Origin of the sequence: Chryseobacterium indologenes (assembly GCF_002025665.1) — a bacterium.
Classification (GTDB): domain Bacteria; phylum Bacteroidota; class Bacteroidia; order Flavobacteriales; family Weeksellaceae; genus Chryseobacterium; species Chryseobacterium metallicongregator.
In genome coordinates this window covers 788,058-803,821 of the sequence record NZ_CP018786.1, presented here as the reverse complement: position 1 = coordinate 803,821, position 15,764 = coordinate 788,058, and the positions used below count along the sequence as shown (strand labels likewise).

Below are 15,764 nucleotides of genomic sequence, written 5' to 3'. Positions count from 1 at the left end.
TATCCAAATATCACAATATGAAGAAAATTTTAAGCATACTACTCTTATTTTTATTAAATTTTAGTTTTGCCCAGGTAAAGTGGATGACCATTGAAGAAGCTTTAAAAGCCCAAAAGGAAAGTCCCAAAAAAATATTAATTGATTTCTACGCAGACTGGTGTGGTCCATGCAAAATCATGGATAAAAAAACCTATGGTCACCCTGTAATTGCTCAGATTTTAAATGAGAATTATTATCCTGTAAAGTTCAATGCAGAAGAAAAAAAGAGCATTGAAATCTTTGGAAGAACATTTTCAAATCCTAATTCTGAACATAAAAAGGGAAAGAATTCTCTGCATGAGTTTACACAGTATATGAATGTAGGAGCTGTTCCAAGTACCGTATTTCTGGATGAACATGGCGATCCCATTACCATTCTTCAGGGAGAATTGTCTGCCAAAGAACTGGAACCTTATCTGGAACTTATCTCAAAAGATTTATTTAAAAAGATTAAGACCAGAGAACAATGGGAGGATTACCAGAAAAAATTCAAATCTAAAATAAAAGATTAATTGAGAACTCTGAAACGGATTTTCTGTTTCAATTCTAAAAATTCACTATAGAGGCTTCCAATTTTTTGGAAGTCTTTTTTATTTTACCGAAATTCGAACCTTTATTTCTATTATCCGAAATAAGGATCAAAAAATTCGAAAATTAGTATCCTGAAACCTGAAAATGAATCTCGAAACCTCCATAGAATATGTAAAAGGAATAGGTCCGGAAAGAGCCAAACTCATCAAAAGTGTGTTGGGGTTATCTACTGTAGAAGACATGTTGAATTTCTACCCTATCCGTTATCTGGACAAAAGTAAAATCTATACCGTTTCTCAGCTCAAAGAAGAAACCAGTCAGGAAATACAATTGAAGGGAAGAATTACTCAGGTACAGGAAATTCAGACTGGTAAAACCAAGCGATTATCTGCAAAGTTCAATGATGAAACAGGTAGTATAGATCTGGTTTGGTTTCAATACTCCAAGTGGTTGAAAGAACAGCTTCCAATCAATAAAGAGGTTTATATTTTTGGGAAGATTAATGTTTTCAACCGCCAGTTTTCTATGCCGCATCCTGAGATTGAAGCAGAAGAAAAAAAGGAAGGCGACACCCGTCTTAAACCGATTTATCCGAGTTCTGAAAAACTGACCAAAAGAGGATTAAATCAAAGATTTTTCCAAAATGCTTTAAGAAATATCTGCAAAGAGATACCGAGTCTTATTGAAGAAAATTTTCCGGAATATCTGATGAAGACATTCAAGTTCATGTCAAGACAACATGCTTTTCTGAATGTTCACTTTCCAAAAGATCAGGAACATTTTGATAAAGCAGATTACAGACTGAAATTTGAAGAATCATTTTTCTTTCAGTTAGGATATGGCTTAAAGAAACTCCATCATAAAACACAGTCCCATGGTAATCCTTTCCCGATTATTGGAGATCACTTCAATGATTTTTATGAAAAACACCTTCCTTTTGAGCTTACCAATGCGCAGAAAAGGGTTTTGAAAGAAATAAGAATGGACATGAAAAGGCCGATTCAGATGAACAGGCTTTTGCAGGGTGATGTAGGTTCTGGGAAAACGATGGTTGCCCTTCTTACCATGCTTATCGCAATGGACAACGGCTTTCAAAGCTGTCTGATGGCTCCCACGGAAATTCTTGCCCAACAACATTACAATGGTATCAAAGAGCTGTTGGAAAAAACAGGAATTAATATCCGACTTCTCACAGGTTCTACCAAAGCAGCAGAAAGAAGAATTATTCATGAAGAACTGGAAAATGGTACACTTTCTATTTTGGTAGGAACTCATGCCGTTTTAGAAGACAAGGTTAAATTTAAAAACCTGGGATTAGCCATTATTGATGAACAGCATAGATTCGGAGTTGCTCAAAGGGCTAAATTGTGGGCTAAAAATAAAATCCCGCCCCATATTCTGGTGATGACCGCCACTCCTATCCCAAGAACTCTGGCCATGAGTTTTTATTCCGATCTGGATGTTTCCGTGATAGATGAGATGCCTGTAGGAAGAAAGTCTATTATTACAGCCCACCGCAGGGAAAAAGACAGATTGTATGTGTATAATTTCTGTAAAGATGAAATCAAAAAAGGCAGGCAGATTTATTTCGTATATCCTCTCATTGAAGAATCAGAAACGCTGGATTATAAAAATCTGATGGAAGGTTTGGAGCATGTAATGGATTATTTCTCAGAATACAATGTGACCATGCTTCACGGAAAAATGAAACCAGATGAAAAAGATGCTGCCATGGCTTATTTTGCTTCAGGAAAAGCTGAAATAATGGTTGCAACAACGGTAATTGAAGTTGGGGTAAACGTTCCGAATGCTTCGGTAATGGTGATTGAAAGCTCAGAAAGGTTCGGACTATCACAGCTTCACCAGCTCAGAGGCCGTGTGGGAAGAGGAGCTGAACAGAGTTACTGTATCCTGATGACTTCCGATAAGTTGTCAAAAGAAAGCAGAACACGTATTAAAACAATGACAGAAACCAATGACGGTTTTAAAATTTCCGAGGTGGATATGCAACTTCGCGGCCCCGGAGATATATTGGGTACTCAGCAAAGTGGTGTGGTAGATTTTAAAAGACTGGATCTTATTAATGATTCGGTGATCATCAAAACAACAAAAAATACGGTAGAAAGAATACTTGAAGCAGATCCTATGCTTTCAAGACCTGACAATCTGATCATCAAAAATTATTATATCAGATACTACAAAGGAAAAAATAAGTGGAGTAAAATATCATAAAAAAAACCGCAGAAAAAACTTCCTGCGGCCCCCTTATAAAACTGTTATTTAGAAGAAATTACTTTTTGGTATGTCCAAAAAAAATTTATTTTAATAGTTCAGGCTTAATATTTTGTGATGTGGTGTGAAAATATTTATATAACAATATAATAATGAGCTAAAACCATAACTATTAAAATAAATTATAAAAAACAAAATGAATTATTTTTTTCCAACTTGCTTATTATAAAAACTAACTGTGTTTCGGTGGAGATGAGGGAATGAAACGAATAAAAATATCTCCAACTACTTATTGAGTTTTCATGATTGTACCGTTTTGTTTAAAGATCTTCTGTGCTTTATAATTGGAAAATTAGTATAATCCATTTTGTTTAACTAACATCGTGATTTATATAATTTTGTTCTTTAGAAACAATTACTTTCATTCATCTGTATCTTCTACTATATTATGAAATTTGTGTCTTAGTTTACTTTTACAAATGTCTGTATATTAATTCAGTTGCCTTTTATATTATTTTAATCATTAGTTATAAAATTTTCACCTATTTGTGAATAGTATGCTATAAATATGATTTAAAAATTATTAATATTTAATTAACAAATCCTTTATTCATCCTATTTTCAAGATGAAATTATCTTTATTCAATCCAGAAGTATGATACTGCCAATTGATGGTAATCACTTCCGTAAGTACCTTTTTAAGCTTCTCAAAACACTCAGGTTTTTTCATAAAAATATGAGCTCCTTTTACAAAAATGTCTTCTATTTCATTTTCCGGAATGGGGTCAGAAAAAATAGCCGTTACCATATTGTTGAATTTTGAATTCGAACCGATATCTTCCAGGCATTCCATGCTTTCTTTTCCGGGAATCATATAATTGATAAAAACAAGTTCCGGAACTACTGCATCATCATTATTCAGGTATTCCATCAGATTGTTTCCGTTACTGAAACATTGAACTTTTATAGAGATTTTCAACTCTTTCAGAATATTTTTAAAAAAAATCAAAGTGTTTTCATCGTTATCTGCTACAATTACGTTCAGAAATTCTTTATTCATACTGCATTTTATGGTTTATTACAGTGCTTTGTGCTCTTCTTCGTTTGCCAATAATTTTTTGAAACTGGGATGGTGTAATTCCTGTTGTATTTTTGAACTGGGTACTTAAATGCGCCACGCTGGAATAGTTCAGCTTATGGGCAATTTCTGTAAGACTTTGTTTATTTCTTATGATCAGAGCCTTTGCATGCTCAATTTTTTGCAGAATAATAAAATTCTCAATAGAGGTATAAGCAACTTCTGAAAAAAGATTGGAAAGATATCCATAGCTGTGATTCAGCTTTTCAGAAATATATATGGACGCTTTTACCGGTATAATTTCATCAGAAAAGACAAGCTCTACAATAGCATCTTTTATTTTCTGTACCAGCGCACTTTTTTGGCTTTCTATGATCTCGATCCCATAATCTTCAAGATTTTTCTTAAAAAGATTGTGCTGTTCTTGTGTAAGGGGCTCATAGAATTCCACTTCACCGAAGTTCAGTAATCTGTACTTCAGCCCGTGTTCTTTAAGTTTCTCGTCCAATACCTTTTTACAAAGGGCATTGAAATCAAATTTAACATACATTTTCATCCTAGTATATATAAGCCAATATTATTTAGTAAATATAATAATTTATTTCAAGTAAATGTGAAATAGATGTATATTTTTAATATTTTACTATATATACGAAAAAACTCCTGTATTTTAGAATACAGGAATTTAAACACTAAGGATGAAAAAAATATACTGATAAAAAGCTTTTCAGCTCAAAACCAAGCATATGAATGTATTGTATAAGTGATTTGGTTCTGAAGCAAAGATGAATTAAAAAAAGAAATCACTTGTTATAGAATTACAGGATAAAGTTACAAAATTTTAAGTCATTTATCTGTGAATTAGATATTCCATAAGAAAATCATCCATCACAAAACCGTTACCAATATCAAAAACACCCTCGTCATACACTTTGTATCCCTGGGATTCGTAGAAGTTTCTGGCAGCATTGTTTTTGTTGACATTCAGGATAATTCTGTTGTTTCCGTTTTCAGAAACTTTCTCATTCAGAAACTGAAGTGCTCCTTTCCCAAATCCTTTTCCTTTACTCTCAGGAACCAGATAAATCCTGTGTAATTTGGTGGTTTTCTCTTCATAGTTATACTCGTATCCGATAAAGCCTTCACTGGTATCATTATTTTCATCCTGAATAAGATAATAATGATAATTCGGATTTTGGAAATGATGTAAAATTTCCTTTTCAGAATACATTTCTGCGAGCATAAACTCCATTTGTTCTTTCGAAAGAATGTCTGCATAAGCATTTTCCCATGATCGTCTTGCAAGATCCTGAATCAAAGGGATATCTGCTGCTGTTGCCTGTTGTAATTTCATGATTGGTTATATTATGATGATTAAAAAAAGTGAAAAGCCTAAACTTTTCACCCTTTATATTGTTCAATGATGACTGATGAGTTTTTAACATTATTAAAAACCATTTTGTCGGTTCATTATTAAATTAAATCTTAGCCATTTCAGCTTTAATTTTTGCATGAAGTCCTTCTGAAGCTTTTACCAAAGGAAGTCTCAGATAATTTTTGATGATTCCTTTTTCTGTTAGTATTACTTTAATACCACAAGGGTTACCTTCAGCAAAAATCAGACGGGTAATATCTACCAGTTTGTTATGAATTTCATAAGCTTCCTTTACTTTACCTTCGAAAGCCAGCTGTACCATCGTAGAAAATTCTTTAGGATATGCCTGCCCGATTACTGAAATCACTCCATCTCCACCTGCTAATGTTACCGGTAATGTATATTCATCATCTCCGGAAACTAAAGAAAATCCTTCAGGTTTCTTTCTCAGAATATCAAAATACTGAAGAATGTTAGGAGAAGCTTCCTTAATCAGGAATAAGTTCGGAAATTCCTTTGCAAGACGAAGCGTAGTATCTGCTTCTACATTTTGCCCCGTTCTTGACGGAACATTATAAATAATAATATTTTTCCCTGTGGAAGCTAAAGCTTTATAATGTTGATAAAGACCTTCCTGGTTAGGTTTATTATAGTATGGAGATACTGAAAGTACGGCTTCAAATGCAGAAAGATCTGCTTCTTCAATCTGTTTCTTGACGTCAAGAGTATCGTTACCGCCAATTCCCAAAACTAAAGGAAGACGTTTATTATTCACCTTAATGATATGCTCAATTACCTGTTTTTTCTCCTCTGCAGAAAGCGTTGCGGCTTCTGCCGTTGTTCCCAATACAACTAAATAATTGGTTCCGTTTTCGATATTGTACTCTACCAGTTTTGTTAAACTGTCGAAGTCAACGGATAAATCTTCATTAAAGGGCGTTACCAATGCAACTCCTACTCCTTTTAAAATGCTCATCTGTTAGAATTATTTTTGTCAAATTTAATAATTTACAGTAAGAATTTATAATAAATAATAATGTTTTATTATACATATAGTTATATTTGCATATACTAAAAGAGATTATGAAAAATAAATTCTTATTACTAGGAATTGCTCTGGTGTCGCTTACTGCATGCAAAACGGCTTCTGTGCCGCAGCTTGTGAGTGTAAAGACCCAGAAAAATATTTCTATTAATAATGAGCTAAAGAATGATGAGGAGTTTGTAAAATTTATCGAACCTTATAAGCTGAAACTGGACAAAGAAATGAACCAGAAGATCTCGCATACCAATGTGGATCTTACCAAGCAGGGCGATAACAGCAATCTGGGTAATCTTTTAGCTGACTATACGTTTGAAGGAGGTAATGAATGGATTAAAACTCATCTTAAGCAAAACGTAGACGCTGCACTAATCAATATCGGAGGAATTCGAACCACTATTGGAAAAGGAGATATTTTACTTAAAAATGTATTTGAAGTAATGCCTTTCGAAAATGAAGTGGTCATTGTAAAAATGAAAGGAGCAGATTTACAGGGGCTTTTTGAGTATTATGCAAAAACGCAGGTCAACAATCCTGTTTCTCATTTATATATTGAAACAAAAAACGGACAGGTAATCAAATCCTTAATCAATGGTAATACAGTAGATCCTTCTAAAGATTATTATATTGCTACTTCAGACTATCTTGCACTGGGAGGAGACAATATGAAATTCTTTGCCAAAGGAGAATCCATTGCAACAGGAATTAAAATGAGAGATTTATTTATCGATTATTTTAAAAAATCACCTGAAGTGGTGGCTAATTCGGATGTTCGTTTAAATTTTATTGGGAAGTAATAATGGATAGAAAAAGTTTTTTAAAAGCAATAGGCGGAGGATCTTTAGCAATGGCTTTAGCTCCCAATATGATGATGGCAGAGGAATTAAAAATTCTTAATTTAAAATCTGCAAATAAACTGACTATTCTACATACCAATGACCAACATAGCAGAATAGAGCCTTTTGATGCAAGCTATACCAAAAATCCTAATCAGGGAGGTTTTGCAAGAAGGGCAAACTTAATCCAACAGATCAGAAGTCAGGAAAGCAATGTTCTTCTTCTTGATTCCGGAGATATTTTCCAGGGAACTCCTTATTTTAATTTCTTCGGAGGAGAACTGGAGTTCAAATTAATGTCTATGATGAAATATGACGCCTCTACCATGGGAAATCATGATTTCGACAATGGACTTGATGGATTTTTAAAAGTGCTTCCTAATGCGAAGTTTCCTTTTATCTGTTCCAATTATGATTTTAAAAACACTGTTCTTGACGGGAAAACTTTTCCCTACCAGATATTCAATAAGAATGGAATCAAAGTAGGAATTTTTGGAGTGGGAATCCAGCTGGATGGACTTGTAGGCAAAAAACAGTACGGAGAAACCGTTTATTCCAACCCGATTGATGTAGCACAGCATTATTCAAACTTCCTGAAGAAAGAGAAGAAATGTGATCTTGTGATTTGTCTTTCACACATCGGTTACGACTACAGGGACGAACCTAATAAAATAAGTGATAAAATTTTAGCGGTCAATACAGAAAATATTGATATTATCTTAGGAGGCCATACTCATACATTCTTACCGGAACCTCAGACCTTTACCAACAGACAGGGCAAAAATGTCCTTGTTAACCAGGTGGGATGGGCAGGTCTTCTTTTAGGTAGAATAGATTTTTATTTTGATACAAACAAAAACGTACAGCATATTTCCTGGAACAATCAGGTGATAGATAGCAGCATAACCGCATAATATGAAAAAACTCTCTATAATTTCTCTTGGTATTTTAGCATCCCTGCAACTGACAAAAGCGCAGGTAATTTCATCCAAAAAGTGGGCAGATCTTTTTTCCTACAATAATGTCTTAGCAATGAAAGAAGACAATGGAAAAATCATTGCAGCCACTCAAAACGGAATATTCTATTATACAATATCAACAGGAGAAATTACGAAGTTATCCAAAGCCAATGGTCTGCACAACATCGGAATTACCGCTTTCGATTATAATCCTCAGACTAAAACAGGGCTTATTGGTTATGAAAACGGATCTATGGATGTGATTACCCCGCAGGAGATCAAATATATTGTTGATATTCCTATTGCTACAGGATATAATGGAGATAAAAAGATTAACCACATTTCTATCACCGGAAATCAGGCTGTCATTTCTGTTGGATATGGAGTTTCCATATTTAACCTTCAGAATAAAGAGTTTGGTGATTCTGCATTTTTCCTGTCCGGTGGTGTTTATCAGGCAAGTAATGAAGCTACGATATTCGGGAATAAAGTATATTCTGTAACAGATACAGGATTGAAAAGTCATCAAATGAATACTACATTTCCTGTATATTCTACCTGGACAACGGAAGCTCCGGGAGCTTTCAAACACATAGATTCAGAATCAGAATTGGTTTATTCAACGGCTACAGCAGCTTATATTTATAACAACGGTACTCCAACACAGCTTCCGACTACTTTTGAAAAAATCAGGGATGTTGTTATGACTTCAAATAGTATTGTGGTTACAGATAACAGAGTATACACTTATGGAATCAACGGAGTATCGCAAAATGCGGTAAGCCTTGGTGAAGAATGTAATACTGCTTTAACAGCTGGTGGAAAGATTTTAGGCGGAACAGTATTATCGGGAATTAAGGATGAAGGGAACAATACTTTTAAACCTTCCGGACCTTACTTCAATTTTGCTTATAATATCAATCTTTTTGATAATAATCAGCTTCTGGTTTCCTCTGGTGCCAGAGCCAATAACTACAACCATCCGTTTATTCAGCCACAAGAACCAGGATTTTATTATTTCAATGGTACAGAGTGGATTTATCCTTCATTTTTCAATAAAAGTAATCCCAATCGTCCCATCTTTATCAACGTATTGGATGCTATTATAAGTCCTTATAACAGTAATGAAGTACTCTTTACCAATTATACAATGTTGGATAACGGGGTATATAAAATGAAATATAATCCTACAAGCAAAGATTTTGAACTGGTAAAATATTATAATCTGGGAGCACAGCCTTACCTCAGACGTCCGGTAGGTTTTGCTGTAGACCCGCAAAATAATCTGTTTGTTTCTTTTGGGTTCAATGATGGAAACCCTTCTATAGGAATCTACGATAAAGCAGCTGATGATTTTCTTATCAAGAAAATAGTTCTTGCCAGTGATGGAATACAAAAGACTATTTACCATGAAAACATGCTATGGACTCCTCTGCCAAGATCTAATAATTTCTGGGTATATGACTATAAAAATGCCACTAATCTTTCTGATGATAATGATTATATCCTGGGAACATCTAATGGATTTAACAGTTCGGGAGGAATTTTATCGGTAGCATTTGATAAGTCCGGAGATGCATGGATCGGTACGGACGGAGGCTTAAGGATTATGCCTAATGCAGCAACAGAAATAAAAAGCGCCCAGCCAAAAGTGGAGCCTATAGTTATAGAGCAGAATGGTTTAGGTGAAGAACTTTTCCGAGAATCCGCAATTCTTCAGGTCGCTGTGGATGCAGGTGATTATAAATGGGTATCTGTTGATGGTGGTGGTGTTTATTACCTGTCTTCAGACGGTCAGAGAACCATAAAACATTTTACAAAAGAAAATTCACCACTCCCTACGAATAGTGTTACTGATATAAAAGTTGATAAGAAAACAGGTAAGGTATATTTTGTGACGTATAATGGTATTGTAACGTATCAGGGAGATGTTGCAGATGTGACATCTAATTTTGGTGATGTGGTAGTATATCCTAATCCTGTTGTTTATTCTAATTTCAAAGGAAAAGTAACGATAAAAGGCCTTGCAGAAAAGACCAATATAAGAATTGTAGATGCTGCAGGAAATGTAGTTCACTCAGCTGTAGCAAGAGGAGGATATTATGAATGGGATCTGAATAATCAGAAAGGAACAAGAGTAGCCTCAGGAATTTATTTTGTCCTGATGACGAATGAAGACGGATCTGATAAAGCTACCGCCAAAATAGGAGTAGTTAATTAATGAATTCACAAAACGGTTTTTTACTTTCATTTATCAAATATGGGGAAAATGATGCTGTATTGCATTGTTTTACAGAAGAAGAAGGTTTCCAGAGCTATTTTCTGAAGGGAATTTATTCCAAAAAGAATAAAAAGAAAGCCTTGCTTCAACCGTTGAGCCAGCTCAATTTTTCTGTAAATCCATCACGAGGCAACGGTATTCCGTCTGTTTCAAAGTTTGAACTGGTAAAAAACAATGATATTTATACAGACATCAAGGTCAATACCGTCATTTTCTTTATCTCAGATTTTCTGAGTCATATTCTTAAACATGAGAATAAAAATATTCCGATCTATTCTTGTATTGATCATCTTATCAGTGAGCTGACCAATAAAAATTATCAGGCACATCTTCTGTTTTTGCTTGCTTTTTTAAAAATTCAGGGTGTTGCACCCTTATTGAGCGAAGGCAGGTTTTTAGATCCGGAAACAGGCACTTTTTCACTGGGAATAAGCCACCAGCTTTTCAATGAAGAAATTTCCATGCTGTGGAAAGAAGCACTTTGTGCAGAAGATTTTTACGCCACAAAAATCCATTCCTCCTTAAGAAAAGATTTCCTTGACAGTCTTTTAGTATACTATCATTATCATATCACGGATTTCAAAACTCCTGCCTCCTTGGAAATTATACAGCAGATATTTGAATAGATAATATTATTCCTTCCCTGTTGCTTTTCCAATATCTTCCGGCATTTCTGTTTCGGATTCTGCCATTTCTTTTTTGGAAAATCTAGGTTGAAGAATCTTAGCAATAAGTCCTGTCCAGCCCGTCTGATGAGAAGCTCCTACTCCACGGCCGTTGTCGCCGTGAAAATATTCATAGAACAAAATATAATCTTTAAAATCAGGATCGGTCTGAAATCTTTCATACTGTCCATGAACCGGGCGTTTCCCATTTTCATCCTTTAAAAATATCTTGGCTAATCTCTTGTTTAAGGAATCTGCAATCTGATCCAGGCTAGAATAATTACCGCTTCCTGTAGGATATTCCACTAAAAAATCCGGGCTGTAATAAAAGAAAAAACGCTGAAGGCTGTCAATAATAAGGAAATTGATAGGAAACCACACCGGACCGCGCCAGTTGCTATTTCCACCAAAAAGTCCGCTATCACTTTCAGCAGGTGTATATTTCACGCTGTAATTCGTATCATTTAATGTTAAAGTGTAAGGATTGGTTTCATATTCTTTGGATAAAGCTCTTACTCCGTAATCACTCAGGAATTCATCCGGATTCAACATTCGGTTTAACAGTCTTTTCAAACGATGCCCCCGAAGCAGAGACAAAAGGTGTTTGGAATCCTGTCCTTTCACTTCCCATCTTGAAACCAGAGAAGCCAGTTCAGGTTTATTATCCAGCACCCATTTCATTCTTTTCTTGAAATTGGGAAGATTTTCAATCATTTCATCATCGATGACCTCAACGGCAAACATCGGAATTAGTCCGACAATGGTTCTCAATTTCAAATACATATGAGTTCCGTCGCTGGAAGCTATGGCATCATAGAAAAATTCATCCTGTTCATCCCAAAGACTGAAATTTTCATCACCCATATTGTCCAGTGAATGGGCAATAGCCAGAAAGTGTTCGAAAAACTTCATCGCCATTTCCTCATATACATTGTTATAGAGTGCCAGTTCCAAAGCAATTCTCATCATATTCAGGGCAAACATCGCCATCCAGCTCGTTCCGTCCGACTGCTCCAGCTGTTCTCCGTTGGGTAAAACAGAATTCCGGTCAAAAACCCCAATATTATCAAGCCCCAGGAATCCGCCTTCAAAGATATTATTTCCGTTAAGGTCTTTCTTATTAACCCACCATGTAAAATTCATCAATAACTTTTGGAAAGCACTTTCCAGAAATTCCAGATCGGGTTTATCTTTTAAATATTCATCAATTTTGAATACCCTGAAAACTGCCCATGCATGTACCGGAGGATTTACATCACTGAAATTCCACTCGTAAGCAGGTAGCTGTCCGTTGGGATGCATATACCATTCAAACAGGAAAAGTTTTAGCTGATGTTTTGCAAAATCCGGATCTATCAGCGAAAAACTGATGGTATGAAATGCCAGATCCCATGTTGCATACCATGGATATTCCCATTTATCGGGCATTGAAATGATATGTTCATTGTTAAGATGCTTCCAGTCGTAGTTTCTTATAGTTTCACGGGACTTTGGCGGTGGCATTTCTGCAGGATCACCTTTCAGCCATTTTTCTACATTGTAGTGATAAAACATTTTATTCCAAAGCATTCCGGCAAAAGCCTGTCTCTGAACCAGTTTTTCATCTTCTGAAGCAATTCCTTTCTGAATTTCTGCATAAAACTCATTTGCTTCTTTCTGTCTTTGTTCAAAAAGAATCTCAAAATCTTTAAAAGGTCCTCTTATATCTTTATCTGAAAGCCTGAATTCAAATGTTTTTGATTCTCCGCCTTTAAAATCCTCATCAATAAAGAAAGAAGCTTTGGTTCCAGTATTTTGGGGATTCACAGACTGAGAATTTCCCGTCATCACAAAATTATTAATCCCGTCTTTACAGTATTTTGACTCATTGGAAGATTGGTAAAGCCTTTCATTATTGGTCTCGTTGTTACAAAACAATGTCTTTAAAGATTGTTTTGCATAGACATTTTTAACCTCGATATCCTGATGATTGATTTTAATATGATCTGCATCTTCAGCAGACAATTGTGGTCTATAATCATCATATCCCCAATTCCATGTATTCCTGAACCAGACAGTCGGAAGAATTACCAAAGGTGCTTCTTTTTCGGATTTATTGACTACTGTTAGTCTTACAAGGATATCATTCTGACTTTCTTTTGCATATTCAATAAAGATGTCAAAGTATTCATTGTGATCAAAAATCCCTGTATCAAGCAATTCATATTCAGCTTCCTCTTTTCCTCTTGCAGCATTTGTTTTTATGAGATCTTCATAAGGAAAAGCATTTTGAGGATACTTATACAGCATCTTCATGTAAGAATGCGTAGGGGTGGAATCCAGATAGTAAAAATATTCTTTAACATCTTCACCGTGGTTTCCCTGGCCATTGGTGAGTCCAAAGAACCGCTCTTTAACCATTTTATCTTTTTTATTCCAAAATCCTACAGAAAATACAAGCTTCTGGAGATCATCACAGATTCCACATATTCCTTCTTCACCCCAACGGTAGGTTTTGGCTTCAGCAGTATCATGATTGGTATAGTTCCATGCATCTCCGTTTTCACTGTAGTCCTCACGAACAAGTCCCCATTCACGGTTACTGACATAAGGTCCCCATTTTTTCCATGAAACATCTGAAATTCTCTGTTTTTCTGACATAAGCGATAATTATGAATAATGAGCTATATTTAATTTCTTTTCAAGCTCTGAGAACAACCTCAGAAACTTTAAACCTTGAACCTTAAACTTTGAACTTTAATCCTTGAGTTCTGAACTCCCCTATCCTCCCGTAGAAAAACTCTCAAACGTAGTCATTCCACCATCCACGAAGATGCTGGTTCCTGTAATATAATCTGCAAGGTCACTCGCAAGAAATACGGCTAAGTTTCCAATATCCTGAGGCTGACCGATCCGGTTATAGGGAATAAGAGTAAGAAGAGAATTGAGGGCTTCCGGAGTGCCCCATGCATTCTGGTTAATCGGTGTCTGAATAGCTCCCGGACAAATGGAATTGACACGAATTTTGTCTGCACCATATTCCTGAGCTAATGTCTGCATCAGCATTCTGACTGCACCTTTACTGGAAGCATAATTAGCATGTCCTGCCCATGGAATAATCTCATGTACTGAACTGATATGAATGATTTTTCCACAGGCAACAGACCTTGAAGGATCAATTCCTCTTCTTAGAAATTCTTTAATAGCTTCTCTGGCACAAAGAAACTGTCCGGTCAGGTTGACTCCTATCACAGCATTCCATTGATCCATAGTCATTTCAGTGAATTTCTCATCCTTTTGAATACCTGCATTATTGATCAGAATATCTACCGTTTGTAATTCAGAAACAACATCCTGAAACATCTTCACTACCTGATCTTCTTTGGAAACATCACACTGGTAGGTTATTCCTTTACCTCCCGCATCCGTTATTTCTTTTAAAACAGCTTTAGCTTCTTCTGCAGATCTTTCTGAAGAATGATTAACAATGACTGTTGCTCCTGCTGCTGCCAATGATTTTGCAATTCCTGAACCGATTCCACTGGAAGCTCCTGTGACTACAGCTACCTGATTCTGAAGTGATATTTCCATGTTTTATAATTTGATGTTACTCAAAGTTAGGGAAAGATATCAGCAGATAAAAAATTATGATTTTAAAATTTTATTAAAGTTTTTTGTACATCAGGTATTGAGGTCCGCTTCTTCCTATTCTGGTTTTACCATCATAAATGTATCCTGCCTGAAGATAAATATGGTAAGCAGATTCATTTTTCTGGTTGACAGCAAGTACAATTTCATCACAGCTATTGAAACGGTTTCTAACAAAAGTACCCACTTCAAGCATCGCCGCTTTTCCAATTCCTTTGCCCTGCATTTGGGGATTCACAGAAAGGGAACGCAGTAAAACCGAATTCTCATTATCCGTAAGATCTAATTTATCTTTTCCAAAATCAAGGACAAAAAAACCTACAGGCAGATCACTTTCAAAGATTGTCACGGGAAATGCGTCATCATCATCCCGTTCGCTGATGCTTTGTAAGGCCTGCTGAGCAGTTGCTGTAAATCTCATCTGATTTTCATCCAAAGCATAACTGACTCCGGAAAGATCTTCTGGTTTAAAGAATTCTAAGTGTATCATAGTATTAGTGATGGTAAATATCTTCATACATTACCCCAGCACGTATTTCCACGGGAAGTTTATTTTCCTCAGGAACAATAGGGCAATTGTAATCATAAGCATTGTAAGCACAGAAAGGATGATAGGATTGATTAAAATCAAGCACAATGGTATTTCCTTTCGGGATTTTAAGATCCATATATTTCCCTCCTCCGTAGGTTTCCTTTTCATTGGTAGCATCACGGAACGGAAGGAAGAGATAATCTTTATATTTTTCCTGTTTGATCAAATCCAGACTCTGGTATAAAGTAACGGTATAAGGTTTCCCATCCAGTGTAAATGTTGCTTTTCCGTATTCCTGATAAGATTTTGTTTTTCCTGAAGACGTAGGAAGATCAAAGGGTTTTGTATCTTCTGATTTTACAAATTCTGCAGTAACTCTGTATTTAGCATCAAAAGGAAAGAAAGGATGTTTTTTAAAATTTTTAAAATTATCACCTCTTAATGGAGTTTCTTTTGGATTGAGGTATTCGGCATTAAGTTCTTTCTGAAATTTCTGTACTTCTTTCTCTTCCTTTGACATCTTTTTTTGAGAAAAAACCCATAGTGGAAGCAATAGAAAGAGTATGA

General features: G+C 35.5%; 14 protein-coding genes. 6 read left to right on the top strand and 8 right to left on the bottom strand.

The window, feature by feature from the left end; all coding sequences use genetic code 11:
- The first annotated feature begins 17 nt into the window (after positions 1–17).
- Together BUE84_RS03715 and recG are read left to right on the top strand one after the other, a co-directional pair.
- Complete coding sequence (locus BUE84_RS03715; protein ID WP_034693649.1) at positions 18–551, top strand: thioredoxin family protein; 534 nt, start codon at positions 18–20, stop codon at positions 549–551.
- A 163-nt stretch (positions 552–714) separates the two neighbouring features.
- Positions 715–2,802, top strand: coding sequence for an ATP-dependent DNA helicase RecG (gene recG, locus BUE84_RS03710; protein ID WP_079240542.1), 2,088 nt, complete (start codon positions 715–717; stop codon positions 2,800–2,802).
- Between the two features lie 610 nt (positions 2,803–3,412).
- Here recG and BUE84_RS03705 read toward each other — a convergent pair.
- From BUE84_RS03705 to dapA, 4 genes are all read right to left on the bottom strand, one after another.
- Positions 3,413–3,862: a response regulator gene (locus tag BUE84_RS03705; protein WP_079240541.1), complete on the bottom strand. Its 450-nt coding sequence runs from the start codon at positions 3,860–3,862 to the stop codon at positions 3,413–3,415.
- Positions 3,855–4,436 carry a helix-turn-helix domain-containing protein gene (locus tag BUE84_RS03700; RefSeq protein WP_034693638.1) on the bottom strand — a complete coding sequence of 194 codons (582 nt, stop codon included), beginning with the start codon at positions 4,434–4,436 and terminating at the stop codon, positions 3,855–3,857. The genes BUE84_RS03705 and BUE84_RS03700 overlap by 8 nt, the downstream gene beginning before the upstream one ends.
- Positions 4,437–4,730: 294 nt before the next feature.
- Positions 4,731–5,234 (bottom strand): GNAT family N-acetyltransferase, encoded by a 504-nt coding sequence (locus BUE84_RS03695; protein WP_079240540.1) that lies wholly within the window; start codon positions 5,232–5,234, stop codon positions 4,731–4,733.
- Positions 5,235–5,358: 124 nt separating this feature from the next.
- Positions 5,359–6,231 (bottom strand): 4-hydroxy-tetrahydrodipicolinate synthase, encoded by an 873-nt coding sequence (gene dapA, locus BUE84_RS03690; protein WP_079240539.1) that lies wholly within the window; start codon positions 6,229–6,231, stop codon positions 5,359–5,361.
- A gap of 107 nt (positions 6,232–6,338) precedes the next feature.
- On the opposite strand from dapA, the gene BUE84_RS03685 reads away from it, so the two are divergent.
- From BUE84_RS03685 to recO, 4 genes are read left to right on the top strand one after another with little or no spacing between them, the layout of a single operon-like run.
- Entirely contained in the window at positions 6,339–7,094 is a 756-nt protein-coding gene (locus BUE84_RS03685) for a 5'-nucleotidase C-terminal domain-containing protein (protein WP_079240538.1), read from the top strand.
- A 2-nt stretch (positions 7,095–7,096) separates the two neighbouring features.
- Complete coding sequence (locus BUE84_RS03680) at positions 7,097–8,047, top strand: bifunctional metallophosphatase/5'-nucleotidase (RefSeq protein ID WP_079240537.1); 951 nt, start codon at positions 7,097–7,099, stop codon at positions 8,045–8,047.
- 1 nt (position 8,048) lies between these two features.
- A complete protein-coding gene (locus tag BUE84_RS03675; protein WP_079240536.1) occupies positions 8,049–10,313 on the top strand; it encodes a hypothetical protein in 2,265 nt (754 codons plus the stop codon).
- Positions 10,313–10,999, top strand: a complete 687-nt coding sequence (gene recO, locus BUE84_RS03670) for a DNA repair protein RecO (RefSeq protein ID WP_079240535.1) — start codon at positions 10,313–10,315, stop codon at positions 10,997–10,999. The genes BUE84_RS03675 and recO overlap by 1 nt, the downstream gene beginning before the upstream one ends.
- Positions 11,000–11,005: 6 nt before the next feature.
- On the opposite strand, the gene BUE84_RS03665 is transcribed toward recO, so the two are convergent.
- From BUE84_RS03665 to BUE84_RS03650, 4 genes are all read right to left on the bottom strand, one after another.
- Entirely contained in the window at positions 11,006–13,678 is a 2,673-nt protein-coding gene (locus tag BUE84_RS03665; protein ID WP_079240534.1) for an MGH1-like glycoside hydrolase domain-containing protein, read from the bottom strand.
- Positions 13,679–13,798: 120 nt separating this feature from the next.
- On the bottom strand, positions 13,799–14,608 hold the full coding sequence (locus BUE84_RS03660) for a glucose 1-dehydrogenase (protein WP_079240533.1): 810 nt from the start codon (positions 14,606–14,608) through the stop codon (positions 13,799–13,801).
- 73 nt (positions 14,609–14,681) lie between these two features.
- A complete protein-coding gene (locus BUE84_RS03655) occupies positions 14,682–15,155 on the bottom strand; it encodes a GNAT family N-acetyltransferase (protein WP_238594354.1) in 474 nt (157 codons plus the stop codon).
- A 4-nt stretch (positions 15,156–15,159) separates the two neighbouring features.
- On the bottom strand, positions 15,160–15,717 hold the full coding sequence (locus tag BUE84_RS03650; RefSeq protein WP_309521825.1) for a DUF1684 domain-containing protein: 558 nt from the start codon (positions 15,715–15,717) through the stop codon (positions 15,160–15,162).
- Positions 15,718–15,764 lie beyond the last annotated feature (47 nt).

Bases quoted from the DNA above. Each gene is read 5' to 3' on its own strand.
- BUE84_RS03700 (WP_034693638.1), bottom strand. From the start codon at position 4,436: ATGAAAATGTATGTTAAATTTGATTTCAATGCCCTTTGTAAAAAGGTA.
- BUE84_RS03685 (WP_079240538.1), top strand. From the start codon at position 6,339: ATGAAAAATAAATTCTTATTACTAGGAATTGCTCTGGTGTCGCTTACT.
- BUE84_RS03695 (WP_079240540.1), bottom strand. From the start codon at position 5,234: ATGAAATTACAACAGGCAACAGCAGCAGATATCCCTTTGATTCAGGAT.
- BUE84_RS03665 (WP_079240534.1), bottom strand. From the start codon at position 13,678: ATGTCAGAAAAACAGAGAATTTCAGATGTTTCATGGAAAAAATGGGGA.
- BUE84_RS03715 (WP_034693649.1), top strand. From the start codon at position 18: ATGAAGAAAATTTTAAGCATACTACTCTTATTTTTATTAAATTTTAGT.
- BUE84_RS03675 (WP_079240536.1), top strand. From the start codon at position 8,049: ATGAAAAAACTCTCTATAATTTCTCTTGGTATTTTAGCATCCCTGCAA.
- BUE84_RS03680 (WP_079240537.1), top strand. From the start codon at position 7,097: ATGGATAGAAAAAGTTTTTTAAAAGCAATAGGCGGAGGATCTTTAGCA.
- dapA (WP_079240539.1), bottom strand. From the start codon at position 6,231: ATGAGCATTTTAAAAGGAGTAGGAGTTGCATTGGTAACGCCCTTTAAT.
- BUE84_RS03705 (WP_079240541.1), bottom strand. From the start codon at position 3,862: ATGAATAAAGAATTTCTGAACGTAATTGTAGCAGATAACGATGAAAAC.
- recO (WP_079240535.1), top strand. From the start codon at position 10,313: ATGAATTCACAAAACGGTTTTTTACTTTCATTTATCAAATATGGGGAA.
- BUE84_RS03655 (WP_238594354.1), bottom strand. From the start codon at position 15,155: ATGATACACTTAGAATTCTTTAAACCAGAAGATCTTTCCGGAGTCAGT.
- recG (WP_079240542.1), top strand. From the start codon at position 715: ATGAATCTCGAAACCTCCATAGAATATGTAAAAGGAATAGGTCCGGAA.
- BUE84_RS03650 (WP_309521825.1), bottom strand. From the start codon at position 15,717: ATGTCAAAGGAAGAGAAAGAAGTACAGAAATTTCAGAAAGAACTTAAT.
- BUE84_RS03660 (WP_079240533.1), bottom strand. From the start codon at position 14,608: ATGGAAATATCACTTCAGAATCAGGTAGCTGTAGTCACAGGAGCTTCC.